This is a genomic window from Martelella sp. K41-7 (assembly GCF_055808365.1).
Genome location: NZ_CM147867.1, coordinates 1,061,881 through 1,081,156, shown reverse-complemented (window position 1 = coordinate 1,081,156; position 19,276 = coordinate 1,061,881). Strand labels below are relative to the sequence as shown.

At 60.8% G+C, this 19,276-nt stretch carries 20 protein-coding genes and 2 pseudogenes; 3 read left to right on the top strand and 19 right to left on the bottom strand.

Annotation, left to right across the window (positions count from 1 at the left end; genetic code table 11):
- Positions 1 to 16: 16 nt before the first annotated feature.
- The 19 genes and pseudogenes from AC0L7L_RS05230 to AC0L7L_RS05140 all read right to left on the bottom strand — a co-directional run bounded on the left by AC0L7L_RS05230 (position 17) and on the right by AC0L7L_RS05140 (position 15,443).
- The gene (locus AC0L7L_RS05230) at positions 17 to 3,868 is read right to left on the bottom strand and encodes a baseplate multidomain protein megatron (RefSeq protein WP_473512479.1); all 3,852 of its coding nucleotides are present in this window, start codon (positions 3,866 to 3,868) and stop codon (positions 17 to 19) included.
- Positions 3,869 to 3,987: 119 nt separating this feature from the next.
- Positions 3,988 to 4,419, bottom strand: a complete 432-nt coding sequence (locus AC0L7L_RS05225; protein ID WP_473512477.1) for an NlpC/P60 family protein — start codon at positions 4,417 to 4,419, stop codon at positions 3,988 to 3,990.
- Positions 4,416 to 5,306: a DUF2163 domain-containing protein gene (locus AC0L7L_RS05220; RefSeq protein ID WP_272210659.1), complete on the bottom strand. Its 891-nt coding sequence runs from the start codon at positions 5,304 to 5,306 to the stop codon at positions 4,416 to 4,418. The genes AC0L7L_RS05225 and AC0L7L_RS05220 overlap by 4 nt, the downstream gene beginning before the upstream one ends.
- A complete protein-coding gene (locus AC0L7L_RS05215; protein WP_272210658.1) occupies positions 5,303 to 5,944 on the bottom strand; it encodes a DUF2460 domain-containing protein in 642 nt (213 codons plus the stop codon). Before AC0L7L_RS05215 ends, AC0L7L_RS05220 begins: the two co-directional genes overlap by 4 nt.
- A 9-nt stretch (positions 5,945 to 5,953) precedes the next feature.
- Positions 5,954 to 6,535: a phage tail tape measure protein gene (locus tag AC0L7L_RS05210; protein ID WP_473512474.1), complete on the bottom strand. Its 582-nt coding sequence runs from the start codon at positions 6,533 to 6,535 to the stop codon at positions 5,954 to 5,956.
- A pseudogene (locus AC0L7L_RS05205) lies at positions 6,525 to 6,713 on the bottom strand (rcc01693 family protein); the annotation flags it as partial. The gene AC0L7L_RS05210 and the pseudogene AC0L7L_RS05205, both read right to left, overlap by 11 nt.
- A gap of 47 nt (positions 6,714 to 6,760) precedes the next feature.
- A complete protein-coding gene (locus AC0L7L_RS05200; RefSeq protein ID WP_473512472.1) occupies positions 6,761 to 7,141 on the bottom strand; it encodes a gene transfer agent family protein in 381 nt (126 codons plus the stop codon).
- Positions 7,138 to 7,548 carry a phage major tail protein, TP901-1 family gene (locus AC0L7L_RS05195; protein ID WP_473512470.1) on the bottom strand — a complete coding sequence of 137 codons (411 nt, stop codon included), beginning with the start codon at positions 7,546 to 7,548 and terminating at the stop codon, positions 7,138 to 7,140. The genes AC0L7L_RS05200 and AC0L7L_RS05195 overlap by 4 nt, the downstream gene beginning before the upstream one ends.
- 33 nt (positions 7,549 to 7,581) lie before the next feature.
- On the bottom strand, positions 7,582 to 7,989 hold the full coding sequence (locus tag AC0L7L_RS05190) for a DUF3168 domain-containing protein (protein WP_272210653.1): 408 nt from the start codon (positions 7,987 to 7,989) through the stop codon (positions 7,582 to 7,584).
- Positions 7,986 to 8,315, bottom strand: coding sequence for a phage head closure protein (locus AC0L7L_RS05185; protein WP_272210652.1), 330 nt, complete (start codon positions 8,313 to 8,315; stop codon positions 7,986 to 7,988). Before AC0L7L_RS05185 ends, AC0L7L_RS05190 begins: the two co-directional genes overlap by 4 nt.
- Positions 8,315 to 8,881 (bottom strand): head-tail connector protein, encoded by a 567-nt coding sequence (locus AC0L7L_RS05180; RefSeq protein WP_473512468.1) that lies wholly within the window; start codon positions 8,879 to 8,881, stop codon positions 8,315 to 8,317. The genes AC0L7L_RS05185 and AC0L7L_RS05180 overlap by 1 nt, the downstream gene beginning before the upstream one ends.
- A gap of 75 nt (positions 8,882 to 8,956) precedes the next feature.
- Entirely contained in the window at positions 8,957 to 10,186 is a 1,230-nt protein-coding gene (locus AC0L7L_RS05175; protein ID WP_473513785.1) for a phage major capsid protein, read from the bottom strand.
- Between the two features lie 43 nt (positions 10,187 to 10,229).
- Positions 10,230 to 10,913 carry an HK97 family phage prohead protease gene (locus AC0L7L_RS05170; protein WP_473513783.1) on the bottom strand — a complete coding sequence of 228 codons (684 nt, stop codon included), beginning with the start codon at positions 10,911 to 10,913 and terminating at the stop codon, positions 10,230 to 10,232.
- A gap of 36 nt (positions 10,914 to 10,949) precedes the next feature.
- Positions 10,950 to 12,107 (bottom strand): phage portal protein, encoded by a 1,158-nt coding sequence (locus tag AC0L7L_RS05165; protein ID WP_272210648.1) that lies wholly within the window; start codon positions 12,105 to 12,107, stop codon positions 10,950 to 10,952.
- A gap of 80 nt (positions 12,108 to 12,187) precedes the next feature.
- Positions 12,188 to 12,505: a Dabb family protein gene (locus AC0L7L_RS05160; RefSeq protein WP_272210647.1), complete on the bottom strand. Its 318-nt coding sequence runs from the start codon at positions 12,503 to 12,505 to the stop codon at positions 12,188 to 12,190.
- A 78-nt stretch (positions 12,506 to 12,583) separates the two neighbouring features.
- Positions 12,584 to 13,910 (bottom strand): annotated as a pseudogene (locus AC0L7L_RS05155) (DNA-packaging protein).
- Entirely contained in the window at positions 13,822 to 14,310 is a 489-nt protein-coding gene (locus AC0L7L_RS05150; protein ID WP_272210645.1) for a hypothetical protein, read from the bottom strand. The pseudogene AC0L7L_RS05155 and the gene AC0L7L_RS05150 overlap by 89 nt, the downstream one beginning before the upstream one ends.
- 198 nt (positions 14,311 to 14,508) lie before the next feature.
- Positions 14,509 to 14,853 (bottom strand): carboxymuconolactone decarboxylase family protein, encoded by a 345-nt coding sequence (locus tag AC0L7L_RS05145; protein WP_272210644.1) that lies wholly within the window; start codon positions 14,851 to 14,853, stop codon positions 14,509 to 14,511.
- A gap of 110 nt (positions 14,854 to 14,963) precedes the next feature.
- Positions 14,964 to 15,443: a YcgN family cysteine cluster protein gene (locus AC0L7L_RS05140; protein ID WP_473512464.1), complete on the bottom strand. Its 480-nt coding sequence runs from the start codon at positions 15,441 to 15,443 to the stop codon at positions 14,964 to 14,966.
- A gap of 240 nt (positions 15,444 to 15,683) precedes the next feature.
- On the opposite strand from AC0L7L_RS05140, the gene AC0L7L_RS05135 reads away from it, so the two are divergent.
- The 3 genes from AC0L7L_RS05135 to AC0L7L_RS05125 all read left to right on the top strand — a co-directional run bounded on the left by AC0L7L_RS05135 (position 15,684) and on the right by AC0L7L_RS05125 (position 19,275).
- Positions 15,684 to 17,030 (top strand): substrate-binding protein, encoded by a 1,347-nt coding sequence (locus AC0L7L_RS05135; protein WP_272210642.1) that lies wholly within the window; start codon positions 15,684 to 15,686, stop codon positions 17,028 to 17,030.
- 77 nt (positions 17,031 to 17,107) lie between these two features.
- On the top strand, positions 17,108 to 18,124 hold the full coding sequence (locus AC0L7L_RS05130) for a branched-chain amino acid ABC transporter permease (protein ID WP_272210641.1): 1,017 nt from the start codon (positions 17,108 to 17,110) through the stop codon (positions 18,122 to 18,124).
- Between the two features lie 5 nt (positions 18,125 to 18,129).
- The gene (locus AC0L7L_RS05125) at positions 18,130 to 19,275 is read left to right on the top strand and encodes a branched-chain amino acid ABC transporter permease (protein ID WP_473512462.1); all 1,146 of its coding nucleotides are present in this window, start codon (positions 18,130 to 18,132) and stop codon (positions 19,273 to 19,275) included.
- Position 19,276 lies beyond the last annotated feature (1 nt).

Genomic DNA, 19,276 nt, shown 5'->3' with positions numbered 1-19,276 from the left:
ATCAAGTCCTTTCTGTTCAGTTGGGAAGGGAAAGCTGCGCGTTCAGCGCAACACCGAGCGGGACCTTTCGGCCGCGCTGACGTAGCCTGATCGCAAGCAGATCAGGCAGCATGCCGAAATCGGCAATCTGGTCGGCTTCAGAATACGAGTAGAACGGCGACGTCGTTTCAACGCTTCGCAGCAAAGTCTCACCGGAAAAAATCTCCAGACGATAGCTTTCGCTATCCTCGTCCAACGGAATTTCGGCGGCGCTCCAGTCATCCGCATCAATACGGGAGCGCCGGACCCAGGTCAGCACAACATCGCCCGTGTCGAGCCGCCTCGCTCGCAGATGTACCGGCGAAAACGGCGTTTCCGCGCGCAGCCCACCCGCAAAAACGTATGGGGCTTTCGGATCAACCCGACCCTGCGCCGTTTCCGCGGCATAATTGCGCGCAAGCCCTACATCGCGAGCGCTGAGCCCCAGCGGGACCGCCGCCGCATCAAGCACCACTGCGTCGCGCCCGACTGCCGCACCGGCCAGCATTGCATCGTCAGTGCCGTTCAGCCCGCGCAGCAGTCCCGCAAGTCGCCAGCGGCCGGACGAAATTTCAGTAGCCTCCAGGAATCCGATGATCTCGAAAACATCATTGTTGGCGCTGACCGCGATGCGGTTTGCGCCGCTGAGTACGGCAGGCATCGAGGCCGATGACAGTCCGCCAAAATCAAGATCGATCACAAGCTCGTCCGTGAAATCGAAACGACCGATGTTTCCCGGTGAAAGCGCGGCAGCGAGCCGTGCTGTCCCTGCCGGTCTTTCAATGATGGCGCTTGGCTGAAAGCCCTCGCCTGTGGCTGACGACGCAATGACACACCGCCGCCAGGGCCTGGCAAAGACGGCAACGCGCGCAAAGCTTTCGGCAGCGCCCGAGCCATCGCGTGCGAGGTCCATGAACACGACCCTCGGAGCGAATCCGGCCGATGCAAGATCGCCGGCGCCCTGTCGTGTTTGCGCGCGAACACCACCGCCGCCACTCGCGATGAACGAGCGCGCCTCAAACCGGATCGTCTCGGCAACTTCAGCGCGCGTGACCATAAAACGACCGGCAGGCCCGTCGGGCAGGCGTATGACATCCCCGACTTCCAGGCTCTGCTCCTGCGGTGAAAGCTCGAAGCTGATCTCGCGCAACGCGACCCGGTTTTCGCGCAACAGTATTCTCGCCAGTTCGAGCGCGGTCGCCTCGGGCAGTACGGCCGGCAGGCCGTAGCGCAAGACGCGATCATTTGCCTCCAGCGCGCGGCCCGATCGTGCAGACGCCTGCTCATAATCGGTCGCGGGATCGAAATAGGTTATCGACGTCTCACCGGCGAGGTCACTATCATGCCGCCGCGTTTCGCGCCAAAGCCCCGCGCTGTCGTCGCGCTCGGCAAGCACCTCGATTGTCCGCGGCGGCAGGCTGGTCCGGTTGCGTGAACGAAACGTCAGTCTGCCTGCCCTCTCGATACTGTCTGCAGCATAAAGCGAGAGCAACGGCTCGATCAGATCTCGCGCGGAGCTGATATCTGCCTGCTGATAGCCGACCAGATCGCCGCTCAGCAGGGCGGTATCGCAATCGGTAAACCCGTGGTCGGCAAGAAGTGCGCGCACGGTATCTGCAAGTGTTGATGTGCCAAGCCTACCATTCAGCCAGTGGCCGGCTTCCCAGTTTCTGCCATCGCTCCACAGATCCGCGTCCCGGGGAAAGGCCGGGTATGGCCGGATATCCCAGCACCAGAGAAAGATGCGGTCCGGATCCACCATATTGGCCGGAGCTTCCGGGCCAGCCCACCAGTCAAGATGCACCTCCAGAAACCTGCGCTGTTCATCATCCGAACGGCTGCGGTTGGAAAAGTAAGGATAAGCAGATTCAGCCGATTTTGGATCGACGAATACATTCGGCTGGCAACTGCCCTTGTCGACAGCGGGACAGCCAAGTTCGGTGAACCAGATCGGCTTTGACATCGGCGTCCAGGCCGTCGGCGTTGCCATCTCACTGCCCCCGATCCGATCATGATGCGGGTGCGACCACCAGCCGGCGAGATCCTTGTATCGATAGACCCAGGGCTTGCCAGCCAGTCCATCCGTAATCGCCGAGCGCAGGCGAGCGGCCCGTGCAGCGTCATCTTGATAGTACCAGTCATACCCCTCGCCCGACGCGATCTGGCTCCCGAGCGCGGACGGATCTGTCGTGACACGGAAGCCATCGGGATTTTGGGACGCAAGATCGTCGTCCCGCCAGTCGGAAAGCGGCATATAATTGTCGATACCGACAGCGGTGATATCAGGACTTGCCCACAGCGCATCGAGGTTGAAGAAAACATCGCCGCTGCCATCATTCGGGTGGTAACCGAAATATTCGCTCCAATCCGCACCGTAGGTCAGCGCCGTTGACGGCCCCACAATACCGCGCACATCGGCAGCCAGCTCGACCAGCCCCTCGACAAAGGGAAAAGCACCATTGTCATCACGGATGGACGTCAGTCCCCGCAGCTCAGAGCCAATGATGAACCCCTCGACACCGCCTGCGGCCGCCGCGAGATGCGCATAATGCAGGACCAGTCGCCTGTATCCCTCGTCAGAACCCGCGAATGCAACACCATCGGCAGCCGGGGTAAAATGATGCGACTCAGCGGTGCCGAGAAATGCCTCGACCTCCGACCGCGCTGCCACGCTCCGGTCGCTCGTGCCCGGCCAACCGGCAGCCGGATGACATGTAATGCGCCCGCGCCAGGGATAGACCGCCTGCTCGGCACCGCCATAAGGGTCCGGCAAACCATTGGCAGAAGGGACATCCATCATGATGAATGGGTAGAGATAGACCTCAAGGCCCCGCGCCCTGAGATCGGCAATCGTCGCCATCAACCCGGCATCGTTGGGCGTACCGCCATAGGCCGGGCCACCATCAATGGTGGACACAACATAGGCCGACGCGCGCGCGATCCCCGAAACCTTCCAGGGGGTGCTTTCCTCGCTGCGAAAGGATGTCTCCACACCCGGACGGATCCGGCATTCTCCCGCCCTGAGGTCCGAGCCGAACCACGTGACCACCAGGGCCACGCGTTCCAGATTGGGACAAAGCGCCATCAGTTCGTCAATCGAGGCCTCGAAATCCGTTACCCCGACAAGCGTGTTGCGGTTCAGTATCCTCTGTTGTCCGCTGCCAAGCGCCTCGGTTACAGGAAACGGGCACAGCCCGTGCTCGGTCGCACCGGGGATCACGGCAATCGCCTTTATCTGGGTCTCAAGTTTTCCCGTCGGCCTCAACACCTCGAACTGAAACACCGGTATCCGGTTTCCGAAACCATCCAGCGGCAGCCGATCGAAAACCACATAGCAAAGCCCACGATAGGCCGGGGCAGCGCCCATACCCTGCTTTGCCTCGATCAGCGGATCCGGCAATTGCCCCTCATCACCGGGATAAAACCGCATCTGGATCGTGGTCAGATCCAGTTCGCGGCCATCGGCCCATACCCGTCTGATCGCGGCAACCGGCCCCTCGCAAATACCGAACGCGAAATTACCGAAATAGGCAAAACTCTCCACCGTCGGTCCCGTCGCCTTGCCGCCCGAGCGTTCCTCGGTCACTTGCTCCTCGAACCGTGTCGCCCAGATCAGCGTACCGCCCACCCGCGACGTGCCGTAGACCCGCGGGATAACGGCGCCCTCTTCGGCTCCGCCAACCCGCGCAGTCGCCAGATGCTGCCCTTTGACGCTGCGCCCGCCGGAGAAGATCGAGCCGTCAAACGCGGCACCGGCCAGCCCGCCGACTGCCCTGCCGGCAATCGCCCCGAAAGGGCCCAGTATTCCTCCGATGGCAGCGCCGGCGGCCTGAAAAACGATTGTCGCCATCTCTTCGCCTCAACGTAAATGCAAGGCGCGCGCCGGTTTCGGTAGCGAGGCCTGCTCTGGTTTCAGATGTCCTGGTGCGGATGCACGGTTTCCCGCGCTCACTGCATGGTGCTGGCGGCTTATGCCGGAAAGCGGAACACGCCGGCGATCCTTCGCCGCCATCCGGGCACAAGCGCCGAACGGATGACACCGGCCTGTTCGTAGGCGTGGATAAAATAATCCGGTGCGCTCAGAATACCGGCGTGCTTGGCGGCGAACTGTGATCGCCAGCGAAACAGCAGAATATCGCCCGGCTCCATGCAGTTTGGGGCAATGGCCGTTCCGCAGTGGTGCAGGGCGGCCTCGAGCAACCGCTCGGTTCCGGTCCGCTCGGCCCAGTCGGCAGCATATGGTGCGCCGACACGGGGGACCTCACCGTAAAGAGCGCCCCAGACGCCACGCACAAGCCCAAGGCAGTCGCATCCGACCCCGATCTCGCAGGCCTGGTGACGGTAGGGCGTTCCGATCCATTTCTCGGCCTCTGTGACCGCCCGCTCCCCCAGCACCGTCATTTGAACAACGGACTTCCGTCATGCGCGCTCTCGCCATTCACATAGGAATAAGCAAAATCGGCGCCCGGAACATGGGGGAACCCTCTGAAATTGAGATGATTTCCGAACTTCTCCCTGCAGGTGGTAAAGGCCTTGTCACAGCCTGCCGTCAGCCGCACCTGATCACTGGCATCCGGCATTTTTTCCAGAGGCAACCAGAGATCGATGCGGATCGTACCTGCCAAAAGACCACTGGTTTCAATTTCGAAAGCGCGTCCGGAAAGGCCTCCGCTCTCGAACGTTAGCAAGCCGTGGGAAAAGAAGCCTTCGGCGGCAGTTCCATCCGCCGCAATAACAAGCCGGGTTTCGCTTTCGGCGGCTACAATCGTCCCCGTCTTGAAAAATCCCGGGCTCTGCCGATCAAAACCGCAGGCGGCATCGCCGAACACCGCGTCGCAACGCCGCGTGATACTGCGCCCCTGCGGTTGCGATAGGCGGTGCGTGATCGCACGCAACTCCGCACCGAAACCACCGCCTTCGCGTGAAACCTCTCCAACCTCACTCACCTGAATGATCTGGTGCTGACCAGGTTCCTGCCAGTTCACGATAAAGATCTCCACGCGGGCGCCATCATAGTCGCCAGCCGCCAGCGCTTCCTCGGTGATCGCGTCATGCGAAAACCCGCCAACAACCTCATTGGTGCTGGCCGCAAGCCCCTCCTCGACCTCAAAACCTGACGCAACAAAACCGCTGGCCGCCAGAAAAAGCGTAGTGGCGAAAAACAGATCGCGGTCATGCTCGGTAAAGCCAAGCACTGCGCCGTTCTTCATCGTCAACCGCCAGCAGTAACAAACCGTTGTGGTGTCCTGTGAAAGGTGCGCCTCGAGCGCAGCATTCATCACTCTCATGGCATAATCTCCATCAACGGGACCGAAGGAACGCTGCCGGCGTTGAAGGCTTTCATGTTGATATCGATGCGGTCGGTATCGAACCGCACGGGAACATCGAAGGCATATCCGGCGAATATTTCGGCCCCGATCGCCGGGATGGCTCCACCAGAAAATGTCACGATCCCGGTTGTTGCATCGACAGAAAAGTCGATGTCCGGCGCCTCGATCCCGTCGACCGAAACCCGCACGCTACCGACCACCGGCTTTCCGATGACCCTCTCAAAGGAGGCCGCCGCGTCGCCATAGATCTTGATGAGCTGGAACTGGGTGTTCTCGCCATCACCTGTCCCTATCTGCTGGTCAAAAGGGCCGGGTTCGGCAAGCGGCCCACAGGACTTGAAGTCCACCGGATCGCGGAAACGGAAACCGTGAAGCTGGCCGCTCCGCGCCTCGAAGAATTCGGTCAACTCATAAAGGTCGGCAACCGAACGCACGGCGGAACCGGCATCATAAGCGCGCCGCGCATTGCGCCAGCGCTGGTTGCGGTTCTCCCGTCCGTTGGAAAGGCTGACAATATCGGTGCGGCGCACCGGTCCGCCGCTGACGGCGAGCGAAAGCCGCAACGGAAAACGCACTTCGTGAAAACTCGCGCTCATAGTGCCTCCTCAGATGTTGCGCTGGCCTGAGCGCACGGCTCTCGCCAGCATCGCCGAAATCTGACCCTGGCTCTTCTGAAAACTTGCCGCGTCCTGGGCTGTCACATTGAAGACGATATGCGGGCTGCCTCCCCCTGAAGCGGAAACACCAAGCGAACCGTCCGGTCCACGTTTCAGCGGCATGATCGCCTCGCTTCCCGCCTCGCCCATCAAACCGAGGCCGCCACTCATCGGAAAATAGGTTGGCCGCGAAACAACGCCGCCTGAGGCAAACGGCGTGATCCGGCCCGGAACGCCACCATCGGCATGCGCGAAGACCTGCAACAGCCCATCGGTCAGATTGCCGATCTGGCCGGAAATCGCGTTTTCGAGAGGCTTGATGGCAGAGTTCAGTGCCAGTTCGCTCAGCCGTCGCCCGAGGCCTCCCAGCACGCTTTCCAGACCCTTGCCGGAAAGCGTTGCATCTTTCAGCGCGCCGGTGATCGCCGACGAAAACCGGTCGGACTGCGCCTCAAGATCGGTCAGAACATCATAGAGCGCGCTCGCCCCGCTGACCGCCTCGGCATACGTGTCGCTTGCATCAGGTTCCATCACCATTCCTCGTTTTGTCGGGATAGCGCATCATCAAATCTTCCAGGCCTGCGCGTGTGGGATAGGGCGCGGCCGGCGCGAAAGTGCCCGTCATCGATGCGAATTCGACCGGCGAAAGCGCCCAGAAATCATCGGGTTGCAGCCGCAGCAGGCAAAGCCCTGTGTGAAGCACCGAACGCCAGGGAAAGGGTTCGGCGCCGGGAGGCTCGGGGCCTGCCGCTGCGGCTAGGAAGGGTCCGGCCTGGTTGCATCCGTCACCGGGCCAACGGCCTCCCCTCCCGAAAACGTCACGGTCAGAAGTTCCCCGACAAGCTTTGCATAGGCGGCCACGCCGCCCTCCATGCTCATCGCTGCCACCTCGTCATCGTCGATAGCATTGCCCCCACCGCGCAGGCCCGCCCCAATGATGGCAATCAGGTCATGCGCTTTCAGTCGCCCGGCTGCGAGCCGCTTTCCAAGATCACCGAGACCATCGGCCGAAAATGCCGTCTCAAGCTCGGCCAGCGCCCCGAGTGTTAGGCACAGAATGCGGCGCTCGCCGTCAATCACCGCCTCCACTTCGCCCCGATAGCGATTGGCGCGGCCTGCTGCATTGCTGCGTGTCATGCGCTGGCTCCAAAGCTGATTGCCCCGCCAGATTCCAGCGCAACCTCAAACTGCAGCTCTCCATTATGCTGGCCGGAATATTCGAGTGACGTAAACTGGAACGGACCGGCAAGCGTGCCGAACCCCGGAATGACAATCTCCGCACTCACAAGCGCGCCGGCAAAAAATGCCGCACGCACCGTTTCATCGGAGGCAGCATCCTTGAAGATGCCGCTTGCCGTCATCGAAGCGCGCTGAACACCGGCGCCACTGAGAAGCTCACGCCAGCGTCCCGCACTTTCCGAATCGGTAATGTCCACCGTCTCGGCGTTGAATGCCAGCCGCTTCGATCTCAGCCCGGCAACGGTCTCATAGGTACTTCCGTTATGCAGCTTCAGCAGCAGATCCTTGGCCTTCTGGGCTGTCATCACACTCTCCGTTCAGAATTGTAAAAACTCGGTTCAAATGGGTTCGCTCACCGCGCGAAACCGCATTTCGGCCAAGAAATAACCGGTCCTCGCGACCCGCCGCACCCGCGTGGAACGGTGCCTCAGGTTCACAAGGGCAAAACCGGACAGGGCAAGCTCGGCGTCATGAAGCAGCGCTTTGACCCGCGCTTCGATTGCCTGCAACGCCTTGCGCCCATGTGCCTCAGACCAGATTTCGAGGGTCAGAAAATGCTCGTTTCCGCTCTCGGTTACCGTTGAATAGTCGCGCGTCTCGCATTCGCCGAAGACGATTGCAGGTAGTTGCGGCCGGCTCAGCAGCCGGTCGAAAATGGCATCCGGCCCGATCAGCGCAGACAGCGCCGCGTCAGACGACAGAGCCATATGGATTGCGCCCAACAGCGCATTTTCAGCGGAACTCATGACGCCACCTCCTCGCAACGGCAGACCGTGTAGCGCGCCGTCTCATCCGGGTCGCGCCAGCCTGCAAGTCTGAAAACCCGGCTGCCGCGCTGCAGCCGCATGCCGGGCACGAGATCGGTCCGCGCCCGCAGCCAGATCTCATGGCTCACCTGAAATGTCTCGCCATTGGCCTCTTCGCTGAAACGGATCGAGACCGGCTCGATCCTGGCCCAGGCCTTGGCCACAAGCGCATAGGTGATGGTCGCTCCGCCCTGCCCGTCCGAAACAGTTTCGGGCGTCATCAGATCGAGGCGCGCCGAAAAAGCGCCGGGGTCGAGTGTCAGCATCAAAGCCTCCAGGCTTTCAGCGGTGCAATCAGCAGGTCATAGCCATCCGGCGTCGCGGCAGGCTGTAGATCGGATTGCACAACACCGCGAAACGCAAACATGTGGGCGACGTGGCGCAGGATCGCCTGTTTCGCGACCTCCGGCACATCCCCAGCAGCCCCGAACCCCGTTGTGAAATCCACTTCGATCCCGTTCATGCCCGCTTTCCGTCCGGCGAGTTCCGGCAGGCAGAAACGCGCCGGCCGTGCCCGGCCATCCAGCCGCGCATGATCGAGCGAAACTAAAGAAGCTAAGCCTCTGCCATCATAAGCCGTAACGGTATCGACCGATTGAACCGGACCGCGCGCAAGCGACACCATGCCGCTAGAAGGCCAGTCATCGCGGTAAAGCCGCCACGCCTGAGTGACGAGAGAGAGACCGCTGACCGTTTCCAGATAGTCCCGCGCCGCGGTGAGAAGATCGCCGAGCAGCGCATCCTCGTCACCGCTGTCAATACGCAAAAAATCCTTGACCTCGGCAAGTGTCACAGGCTCTTCCGCCGCAGGCGTTATCAGCGCATAGCTCATCGCTTTTTATCCTTTTGCCATCAAAAAACCCCGGCAAAAACTGCCGGGGTTGTATCTATTTCGCGTTGTAATCGCTTACATTTCGCCGAACTTGACCAGTTTGATGGCTTCGAAGTTCTGAACGCCGCCGCCCACGCGCTTGGTGGTGTAAAACAGCACATAGGGTTTGGCGGAATAGGGGTCGCGCAGGATCCGCACGCCCGCCCGGTCCACGACCAGATAACCGGCAGCGAAATCACCGAATGCGACAGACATGCTGTCTGTTCCGATATCCGGCATGTCCTCGGCCTCGGTCACCGGAAAGCCCATCAGCGAGGCTGGCTGGCCGAGACTTGCCGGTGGCTGCCAGAGATAATTGCCATCATCGTCCTTGAACTTGCGGATCGCACCTTGCGTCTTCCGGTTCATCACAAAGTGGGCATTCTGGCGGTGGGCCGCCTTCAGCGCATAGATGGTTTCGATCAGCGTATCAGACGGGTCGGCCGCCTTGAAACCGCCGTCGACGCCGGTCGCGATGTATCCCAGCTTTTCCCATTCCCAGGCGCTGTCAGCCACCGTCGTATAGCTCAGAAAGCCCTTCGGTGTGCTCGCCGTATTGCCGCTCACAAAGGCCGCACCTTCCTGTTCGGCGAAGGCAATATCGATCTCCGAGGCGATCCAGCTCTCGACATCGACGGCCGCATCGTCAAGCAGCGAGGCGCTTGCCGCCGGCATGGCGTAAAGCTCCATCGTCGGGAAGGTGAGTTCGGAAATATCCGGCGTTGCCGTCTGGTCGCGATCGGCAATCTCTCCGACCCAGCCGGCGGTGAACCCTGAAGCGATGAACGGTTTCTTCAGCACGGCGCCTGAAACCTGACGCACCGTTGCCAGCCTTCGGATCGGAGAGACGGCGGAAAGCCTGCGGCCGATTTCGGTGTCGGTCTCATCCGGCACCAGGTAGCCGCCATCGCTTTCCGTGGTGGAGATCGCCTTGGCCTCAAGCGCCCGCAAGCCATGCTCATCGCCGCGGCGGATATAGTTTTCGAATGCGGCCTTGTGCTCGCTCGCCGCAAGGCTCGTGCCATGTCCAAGTGCCGGGCGTGCCTTCTTCAGTTGCATCTCGTCGAGCTGGCGGGCCTGGAGATCCATGGCGCGGTTGATGCGGTCGACCTTTTCGCGGGTCACCACATCCTCGCCCATCTTGCTCTCGATTTCGCCGAGCCGGCGGTCATTGGTATCCTTGAAACTCTCGAAGCTGGACATGAAGGCTTCGAAAGCCTCGGAAATGCCTGCGGGCCCGCTCTTGATCTCGGGCGCTGTTTTCATCTTCGTATTGGTCACGGTGCATTCCTCTCAATGCGTGAAAAACTCAGGACGACATCAACCGGCGTGCGCGGTTCAAAAGCCCGAGCAGCCGTTCGTCGTCCATATCGTCGCCGCCGGCCGCGTCCCGCCCGCCGACAAGCGTGGTATAGCCGCCGGCAAGAAACCGGCGTGCTGCCTTTCGGCTCAGGCCGGCGTCCCGCGTCAGCCATCTCTCGAATTCCCGGATCGTGGGAAAAGCGTCACCCGCCTGCTTCACGCTGGTGATGCGTGCCGAAGGCAGCATCGGAAAGGTGACGATCGAAATTTCCCAGAGGTCTGCCTCCAGCACCCGGCGCACGCCGGTTTTGGCATCCGTCTTGGCGCGCACGGTCTGAAATCCGATGGAAAGCCCGTCGAGCCCGCCCGATTTCATCAGCGCGTGCACCTCGCGGGCCCGCGCCACATCGGCAGAAAGCACGCCCTCTACATAAAGCCCGCGACCGTCCTCGCGGATCTTGCGCCAGGCCCCGATCGGCTCCGAAGGGTCGTGCTGAAACAACATCCGGACCCCTTCGGCACCGCGCTTTTGCAGCGAGCGGGAAAACGCGCCGCGCTCAATCATGTCCTTGCCGAGATCGATTTCGCCAAACAGGCTGGCATAGCCGGAAAACGAACCATCTCCGGCCAGGTCCGTCAGCGAAAGATCGGCATATTTCATTTCATCGGCCAGCATGGTTTTCCCGCCCATATCCGCTCCTGTTTCAGGGTTTTTCTGTTTCATGCGCTAATACCCCACAGCCTCGCGCTTCTCTTCGTCAGTCAGGAAATCCGCCGCCGAAACACGAGCCCACAGCGCGTCGCGTTCAGCGGCCAGAGCGGACACCTGGTCGAGATCAGGCTCGAGCTTCAGCCCGTCGCCATAGATCGGCTCCAGCCATGTGGTCAGCGAGGCGGCGGTGCGGGCAATCAGTGGCAAGACCGTGAGACGGTAGAAGGCGCGGTTGGCCTCCTGATAATTCGAATAGGTGTTGTCTCCGGGAATGCCCAGCATCATCGGTGGCACGCCGATGGCGAGTGCGATGTCGCGGGCCGCCCCGTTGCGTGCCTCGGTGAAATCCATGTCGCGCGGGGTCAGGCCCATCGCCTTCCAGTCGAGCCCGCCCTCCAGAAGCAGCGGCCGCCCGGCCTTCATGGGGCCGCTATAGCCTTCCTCAAGCTCCTGCTTCAGCCGCTCATACTGTTCTTCGGTGAGATTGCCGCCATCCTTCGGCTGATAGACCAGCGCGCCGGAAGGCCGCGCCGAATTATCGAGCAGCGCCTTGTTCCAGACGGATGAAGCATTGTGCAGGTCGAGCGCCACCTGGGCCGCGGCCAGCGGCGAGAAACCCGTCTGGTCGTCAAGCGGATGAAACAGCCGCATGTGTAACAGCGAGAGCCCGTCACCTTCGCTGCTAAACCGGGTCACATGATTGCCGGTGCGGTATTCATAGGCCTCCGGCCAACCGTCGCGTCCCTCGATCACGCGGATGCGGTCGGGCCTTAAAAGATGCAGTTCCCTCAAGTCCTCGCCAAGGGTGATCGGCTCAATATAGGCGTTGCCAGATAGCAGCAGCCCGCCGAACAACGCCTCCAGGAAATCGGCACCGCACATTCGCCGGTTTGGCCGCCTGAGAAGTGCAAGCAGCGGATGATCGGAGACCAGCGTGCCATTTTCGAACAATTGCCAAGGCATGCTACCGGCGGCTTCCGCAATCAGCCTGACGGCTCGGTGGGCAACCGGGTTTTTCATAAAGCCTTCGCGAGAAAGGGCGGCATAGGACCGACCGGACCAGCGCGCCTCGCCACTGAGCGCAATCGCGGAAATCATTGTCGCCGCCTTTTTGTCAGACACGCCAACGGCGTCGGCCGGGCGCCTGCCCGGCAGATGAAAGGGCATTTTCATGCCTCACCCCTTTTTCCTCGGCTTGAAACAAAAAAGCCCCGGAAAACCGGGGCTTCGTCAGTCGAAATTCAGTCGGGATATCAATCCCGGTAGCGCGAATGTCGTAGCGCAGATGCCGTGTCATAGTCGGCGGCGATGCGCATCTCCCGGATCGGCCGGACCACGGTAGTCGACTTCTTGTAAAGCGGGTGGGCGCGATAAGCAGCCAGCGCTTCCTCGTCCTCGAACTCACCATAGACCACGAACTCGACCTTTTCGTCATAAAGGTCGCTGCGCGCATTACGGCCGATTTCCAGCACGTTCGCATGCGGGTTTTCCGTCAGGATCGAAAGACCGGCCTCGACCGCATCCGCGTCGCCGCCCTCCGGTACCGAAAAGAAAACGATATGTCTGATCATGCGAAAACCTCTTGCAGTGCCGAAATAGCCGATAGCGGCAATCGGCTAGCATGGTGCGGTGCAAGCTGCAATAGCGTCTCAAACCCTGCGCACGCGCGGCACCCCGTCCCCCTCCAGAAGCAGTGCCGTCAACGCCCACACCAGCGCATCCAGACGGTCGGGTGATCTCCCGGCGGAAAGCCCGTCCGGCCCGAAATCGCACATCTGGTCGACAAGCCGGGCAAAATAGCCGGCATGGCGCACCCTGCCCTGCTCGTAGAGGGCTGCGACCGGCTCGGCGCGCAGAAACTTGCCGCGCACTGGCGCGCACCGTTGAAACCGGCAGGCGCTCGTCGACGCTCTTGAGCATCGCGGTGACCATGTCCCCTCCTTGGTTGATCTCGGCCACCACCCGGTCGGCATCGAACCGCCGGAAAGCCTCGACCACCGCCCGCGCCCATTGCGCCGGCGTGCCGCCTTCAACAGAACAATCGGCCAGAACCAACGCACCGCCGTTTTCCATTCCTCCGGCAACCACGATACCGCAGACGGATTTGCGGCCGGAGCCGGACGGCGGATCCACGGCCACGACTATACGCCCCGTCGCCATCGCATTGCGAGAAACCGCTGTCTCAAGCTCCACGCGCCGCCACAGTCCATCCTCACGATCCTCGATCAGCTCGCCATCAAGCTCCTGACGGCCAAGACGCGTGCCGCCATAGCGGCTTGAAAGCGCCTTGATGAAACCCGGCGCCAGATTGGCACGGTTATCCGCCGTCGCTATCCGCGTCAGCGCCGTGTCACTCTCCGCGATCAATTTCTTCAGCAACGGCACCGCACGTGGCGTGGTCGTCACCATTTGAGATGGCGCAGCGCCAAGGCGCAGCCCAAACTGCAGCATATCCCAGCATTCCTGACCGTAGCGCCATTTCGCAAGTTCATCGCACCAGGCATAGTGAAACTGGGGCCCGCGCAGCGCCTCCGGGTCCTCGGACGAAAACAGATAGGCCATTGCGCCATTCGGCCAGACCAGCCTGCGCCGTGTGATCTCGAAAACCGGCTTCATCCGCCGCGCCACCCGGCAGATGCCGGAAACCCCGTCAATCATCACCTCGCGGGCATCGCCGAGCGTTTCGGCCACCAGAGCAATGCGCAGATCGCTTTTCGGGCCGGCTGCCAGTGCGAGGCCCTGAACCCATTCCGAACCGGCCCGCGTCTTGCCGGAGCCGCGCCCGCCCATCAACAACCAGGTGCGCCAGTCGGCCTTCGGCGGCAGCTGTTCGGGCCGCGCCAGAAAGGACCAGTCACGCGAAAGCGCGCGAACAAAGGCGTAAGGATCATTGTTCGCCTGACCGTTCGGCAATCCGCCTTTCCGCAAGTTCCCCGGCCCGCTTTTCGATAAGGTCGAGGAAATGGGCTTTGGCATCATCATAGTCCCTGAGGTTGAGGTCGCGCTCGTCCGCATTGCGGCGGTTTTCGGCAAGCCGCCGCTGCATCTCGTCGGCCTTTTCCAGCGTGCGGATGATCAGCGACACCGCATCGGCCGCCGCCTTGACCTCGCCGCGCACATCTGCTGCCTCGCCCCCACGGCTCTTTTTCACAGCCGCCATCCTGAGCTTGCGGAAAAATGCAAACTGGGCCCGCATCTCGGATGTCAGGTCATTCAGCAACAGCCTGAGATCGTCATCGGCATCGCCGGGCCGCGCCTTCGGCTCGATCTCATGATAGGCCGCATCAACCCGCCGCCCGGCAGGGTCGCCGTCATAGCGCGGGCTGCGCGGCCAGAGCCCGAACAGCGCAATATCGATTGTCTCATGGTCAACCATAAAACCCTCCTGCCAACCGCCCGGAGAGCCGTTCGGCAACAAAAAAGCCCGGTCGAGAACCGGGCTTGGAAAAATCTGGCAAAAAATCTGAAACCATAACGGTCACTATCGACCGCCGCAGATTTCCGACTGTAGACAAAACTTACCAGACGACCGTTACGCCGTCAAGGACTATTTTCCTATAATAAGATTTTTTTCTTATTTTGCGGAAAACTGGTCGAAAGCCTCCATGGCATGCGCGGCATACATCAGCCCCGGACCGCCATCCATATAAATGGAAACGCCCAGAACCTCCTCATATTCCGCACGGGTCACGCCAAGCTTGACCAGCGCCTTGGCATGAAAGGCAATGCAGGGCTCGCAGCGCAGCGCCACGGCAATGCCGAGCGCAATGTATTCCTTGGTCTTGGCATCAAGAGCGCCGGCCTTGCAGGCCGCACCCGCCATCGCAGAGAACCCGCTCATGGTGTCGGGAAGATCCTTGCGCAGCACGGCAGTCTGCTTGGAGATATCGGCGGTCATCTGAAGGTAATCGGTAGCCATGGGAACATCCTTTATATTCATACTTACGATGATGAATATATAATTTCCGTCGCTCCGCCTTGCGCTGAATCAAGCCTGCCCGGCACGGACGTCAATAGCAGACACCCGAATCAGCCGGTATTCTCCCCCGTCAGCACCGGCCATTCGATGATGTAATCCTCATAGTCCTCGACTGGCACCTCCATCTCGCTCACGGTCCGATCGCGCGCGGAAATACCAGCCTGATGCACCGTTTCGCGGTCGCCGGAGACAAGGTGATGCCACCAATAGAGGTCATGGCCTTCATGAACGAGCCTGTAGGCGCAGGTCGGCGGCAGCCAGGGGATTTCCTTCACACCTTCGATATCGAGCTGGATACATTCCGGCACGGTCTTCCAACGCTCCTCATAGTCAGAACACTGGCAGCTGTGACCATCAAGCAGGCGACAGGCGACCGAGGTGAAGGCCACCTCGCCTGTCTCCCAGTCCTCAAGCTTGTTAAGACAACAAAGCCCGCAGCCGTCGCAGAGGCTTTCCCATTCCTGATTGCTCATCTGGTCGAGCTGTTTTGCCCGCCAGAATGGCTCTCTTTCTTCTGTCTTGTCGACCATGTGCGGATCACCTTCGTCCTGAAGGACGCTATATGCGCTGCCGCGCCGTGCGGTTCAACCCGTCACCCTCGCAGCAATTGAAGAGCGTAAGTCTCCGCTACCTTCAACAAAGGTCTTATCACTTTCGCTCAATTGCGACAATTTGACTGCTTGTTACTGTCTCCCATGCGCTTTGGAGGAAAGCGCCTCTGCGCCCTTAAGGAGCGCGCAGCCTTTTTCAGACGACTTGGGAGGAGTCCGATGTCGAAATTTATCATGAACAGGCGCAGCCTGTTGAGAGCCGGCGCCGCCGCCGGTGTAACGCTGGCCGCCCCGATGCACTTCATGCGCGGGGCCTATGCCGCCGACATGTCGTGCAACATGCCAACCGGCAGTACCGTCACCCTCGGTTTCAATGTCCCGCAGACCGGGCCATACGCCGATGAGGGTGCGGATGAAATGAAGGCGCTGCAGCTTGCCGCCAAACACCTGAACGGCGAAGGCGACGGCGGCATGCTCGCCACTTTCTCGTCCAAGGCGCTGAAGGGCAACGGCATTCTCGGCAAGAAGGTCAACTACGTCACCGGCGACACCCAAACCAAATCCGACGCCGCCCGTGACAGTGCCAAGCGCATGATCGAAAAGGAAGGCGCGGTCATGATCACCGGCGGTTCTTCCTCCGGCGTTGCGGTTGCAGTTCAAAGCCTGTGCCAGGATATGGGCGTCATCTTTATGGCTGGCCTTACCCATTCCAACGACACCACCGGCAAGGACAAACGCCGCTATGGTTTCCGCCACTTCTTCAACGCCTACCAGTCCGGCGAAGCGCTGGCACCGGTGCTCCAGCAAGAATACGGTTCAGATCGTCGCGCCTATCACCTCACTGCCGATTATACTTGGGGCTGGACCCAGGAAGAATCGATCAAGAATGCCACCGAAGGCCTCGGGTGGGAAACCGTTCAGGCCGTCAAGACACCAGTCGGCGCTGGTGACTTTTCGCAGTACATCACCCCGGTTCTCAACTCCGGCGCCGATGTGCTGATTCTCAATCACTATGGCGGCGACATGGTCAATTCGCTGACCCAGGCCGTCCAGTTCGGCCTGAAGGACAAGCAGGTCAACGGCAAGAACTTCGAAATCGTGGTGCCGCTGTTCTCGCGTCTGATGGCGCAAGGCGCCGGTTCGGCCGCTGAAAACATCCTCGGCTCGGCCAACTGGAACTGGTCTCTGGATGATGCGGGCAGCCAGGCTTTCGTCAAATCCTTCGGGGCCGAATACGGCTTCCCGCCGTCACAGGCCGCCCACACCTGCTACGTTCAGGCGCTGCTTTATGCCGATGCGGTGGAACGCGCCGGCACCTTCTTCGCACCGGCAGTCATCAAGGCGCTGGAAGGCTTCGAATTCGACGGCATGGGCAATGGTCCAACGCTTTACCGTGCCGCTGACCATCAGTGCATGAAGGATGTGCTCGTGGTGCGCGGTAATCCGGATCCGCAAAGCGAGTTCGACCTCTTGAAAGTCGTCAAGGTCGTGCCGCGCACCGACGTCGATTACGACCCGGCGATCTTCGGCGGCGAGCTCGGCCCCGACACCGCCAAGACCTGCTGATCTGAAGCGATCACTGCACTTTCGGCCGGGCGTTCGAAAAGCGCCCGGCCCTTCCGGCAACAGTGGAAATGCGGTCAATGGACGCCATCATCATTCAATTCCTGAACGGCCTCGACAAGGGCGCAGCCTATTCGCTGATCGCCCTTGGCCTGACGTTGGTCTTCGGCACGCTGGGCGTAGTCAACTTCGCCCACGGCGCGCTGTTCATGCTTGGCGCGTTTTGCGCCGTCACTTTCAATGCTCTTCTGACATGGCCGGTCCAGCCGCCAAAGGTGGAAGGCGCGCTGTTTGCGCCCCGCCCCGTGCCCTACATGGAATACGCCTTCGGCGATTTGGGTGTTGCCATCATCAACTGGTCGGTGCCGCTTTCGATACTTCTGGCGATCCCGGTCATGCTGATCATCGGCCTCACCATGGAACGCGGGCTGATCCGGTTCTTTTACAAGCGTCCGCATGCCGATCAGATTCTGGTGACCTTCGGGCTGGCCATCGTGCTGCAGGAGATCATCAAGAAAATCTACGGTGCCAACCCCATACCGCAGGCTGCCCCCGACGCCTTTGCCGGTACCGCCAATATCGCCGCATGGTTCGGCATGGCCGATGCCTTCATCGTCTACCCCTGGTGGCGACTGATCTATTTCCTGTTTGCCTTCCTGATCATCGGGGCCGTGTTCGCCTTCCTGCAATTCACCACCTACGGCATGGTGGTGCGTGCCGGCATGCGTGATCGCGAAACCGTCGGCCTGCTCGGTATCAACATCGAAAAGCGTTTCACCGTCGTCTTCGGCATCGCCGCTGTGGTCGCGGGTATCGCCGGCGTGATGTACACCCCGATCCTGCCGCCGAACTACCATATGGGCATGGATTTTCTGGTCCTGAGCTTCGTCGTCGTCGTTGTCGGCGGCATGGGCTCGCTGCCAGGCGCTGTGGTTGCCGGTTTCACCCTCGGCATCCTGCAGTCCTTTGCCTCGATGAACGAGATTAAGGCCATCATTCCCGGTATTGACCAGGTGATCATCTACCTCGTTGCCGTCATAATACTCTTGACCATGCCGCGCGGCCTCATGGGCCGCAGTGGCGTGATGGAGGAATAGCCCGCATGTTTGCCAATCTTTCGCGCAACGACTGGATCCTGTTCATCGTGTTTTCGGCGATTGTGCTGCTGGCGCCGATCCTGTTCATGCCGCTTGGTGCTGCCTATCCCGCCCTTCTGCAGAAATTCGCGATCTACGGGATCTTCGCCATCGGCTTCAACCTGCTGTTTGGTCTGACCGGCTATCTCTCCTTCGGTCACGCAGCCTTTCTGGGAGTCGGATCCTATGCGGCCGTCTGGTCGTTCAAGCTTTTCACCATGAACGCCATTCCGGCGATTGTCTTCGCGGTCATCTGTTCAGGGCTGTTTGCAGCGCTTATCGGCTATGTCAGCCTGCGCCGCTCGGGTATCTATTTCTCGATCCTCACACTCGCCTTTGCACAGATGAGCTACAATCTCGCCTATTCGGTGCTGACGCCGATTACCAACGGCGAGACCGGGCTGCAGCTTTCACAAAACGACCCGCGCATCATCGACCACATGTTTCTGACGCCGGGTGAAGGCCTGCCTTCGCCTGACTTTTTCGGGATCCAGCTGCAGGGCTATGCCGGGTTCTATTTCTGCGCCATCGCCCTTCTCATCTGCTTTTTCCTGACACTCAGGATATTCCGTTCGCCTTTCGGCATGATGCTGAAGGCGGTAAAAACCAACCAAAACCGGATGATCTATACCGGCTTCAACACGCGACCCTATCTGCGCTCCGCCTTCATCATCTCGGGCATGTTCGCAGGGCTTGCCGGCGCGCTGATGGCCGTCACAGATCCGCTGGCGGGCGCCGAGCGCATGCAGTGGACGGCCTCGGGTGAAGTGGTTCTGATGACCATTCTCGGCGGAGTCGGCACGCTGCTTGGCCCGGTCATCGGGGCGGTCGTGATCAAATATTTCGAGAACATTTTCTCCTCGTTCAATGATCAGGCGCTGCACAGTGCACTGTCATTCCTGCCGGACTTCATCGAGACCCCGCTGGTCGGGCTTCTATCGCTGTTTGTCGGCGATGGCTGGCATCTGACACTCGGGCTGATCTTCATGGCCATCGTTATCTTCCTGCCCGGCGGCATCATGGAAGGCGTCAAACGCCTGCGTGCCCGCTTCGGCGGCGGCGGCGGCGGTCGCAAGGCACAGTCGGCCGCCAAAATTCAGCCAGCGGAGTAAA

Excerpts from the sequence above, each read along its gene's own strand:
- AC0L7L_RS05230 (WP_473512479.1), bottom strand. The coding sequence starts at position 3,868 with ATGGCGACAATCGTTTTTCAGGCCGCCGGCGCTGCCATCGGAGGAATA.
- AC0L7L_RS05225 (WP_473512477.1), bottom strand. The coding sequence starts at position 4,419 with ATGACGGTGCTGGGGGAGCGGGCGGTCACAGAGGCCGAGAAATGGATC.
- AC0L7L_RS05220 (WP_272210659.1), bottom strand. The coding sequence starts at position 5,306 with ATGAGAGTGATGAATGCTGCGCTCGAGGCGCACCTTTCACAGGACACC.
- AC0L7L_RS05215 (WP_272210658.1), bottom strand. The coding sequence starts at position 5,944 with ATGAGCGCGAGTTTTCACGAAGTGCGTTTTCCGTTGCGGCTTTCGCTC.
- AC0L7L_RS05210 (WP_473512474.1), bottom strand. The coding sequence starts at position 6,535 with ATGGAACCTGATGCAAGCGACACGTATGCCGAGGCGGTCAGCGGGGCG.
- AC0L7L_RS05200 (WP_473512472.1), bottom strand. The coding sequence starts at position 7,141 with ATGACACGCAGCAATGCAGCAGGCCGCGCCAATCGCTATCGGGGCGAA.
- AC0L7L_RS05195 (WP_473512470.1), bottom strand. The coding sequence starts at position 7,548 with ATGACAGCCCAGAAGGCCAAGGATCTGCTGCTGAAGCTGCATAACGGA.
- AC0L7L_RS05190 (WP_272210653.1), bottom strand. The coding sequence starts at position 7,989 with ATGAGTTCCGCTGAAAATGCGCTGTTGGGCGCAATCCATATGGCTCTG.
- AC0L7L_RS05185 (WP_272210652.1), bottom strand. The coding sequence starts at position 8,315 with ATGCTGACACTCGACCCCGGCGCTTTTTCGGCGCGCCTCGATCTGATG.
- AC0L7L_RS05180 (WP_473512468.1), bottom strand. The coding sequence starts at position 8,881 with ATGAGCTATGCGCTGATAACGCCTGCGGCGGAAGAGCCTGTGACACTT.
- AC0L7L_RS05175 (WP_473513785.1), bottom strand. The coding sequence starts at position 10,186 with ATGAAAACAGCGCCCGAGATCAAGAGCGGGCCCGCAGGCATTTCCGAG.
- AC0L7L_RS05170 (WP_473513783.1), bottom strand. The coding sequence starts at position 10,913 with ATGGGCGGGAAAACCATGCTGGCCGATGAAATGAAATATGCCGATCTT.
- AC0L7L_RS05165 (WP_272210648.1), bottom strand. The coding sequence starts at position 12,107 with ATGAAAATGCCCTTTCATCTGCCGGGCAGGCGCCCGGCCGACGCCGTT.
- AC0L7L_RS05160 (WP_272210647.1), bottom strand. The coding sequence starts at position 12,505 with ATGATCAGACATATCGTTTTCTTTTCGGTACCGGAGGGCGGCGACGCG.
- AC0L7L_RS05150 (WP_272210645.1), bottom strand. The coding sequence starts at position 14,310 with ATGGTTGACCATGAGACAATCGATATTGCGCTGTTCGGGCTCTGGCCG.
- AC0L7L_RS05145 (WP_272210644.1), bottom strand. The coding sequence starts at position 14,853 with ATGGCTACCGATTACCTTCAGATGACCGCCGATATCTCCAAGCAGACT.
- AC0L7L_RS05140 (WP_473512464.1), bottom strand. The coding sequence starts at position 15,443 with ATGGTCGACAAGACAGAAGAAAGAGAGCCATTCTGGCGGGCAAAACAG.
- AC0L7L_RS05135 (WP_272210642.1), top strand. The coding sequence starts at position 15,684 with ATGTCGAAATTTATCATGAACAGGCGCAGCCTGTTGAGAGCCGGCGCC.
- AC0L7L_RS05130 (WP_272210641.1), top strand. The coding sequence starts at position 17,108 with ATGGACGCCATCATCATTCAATTCCTGAACGGCCTCGACAAGGGCGCA.
- AC0L7L_RS05125 (WP_473512462.1), top strand. The coding sequence starts at position 18,130 with ATGTTTGCCAATCTTTCGCGCAACGACTGGATCCTGTTCATCGTGTTT.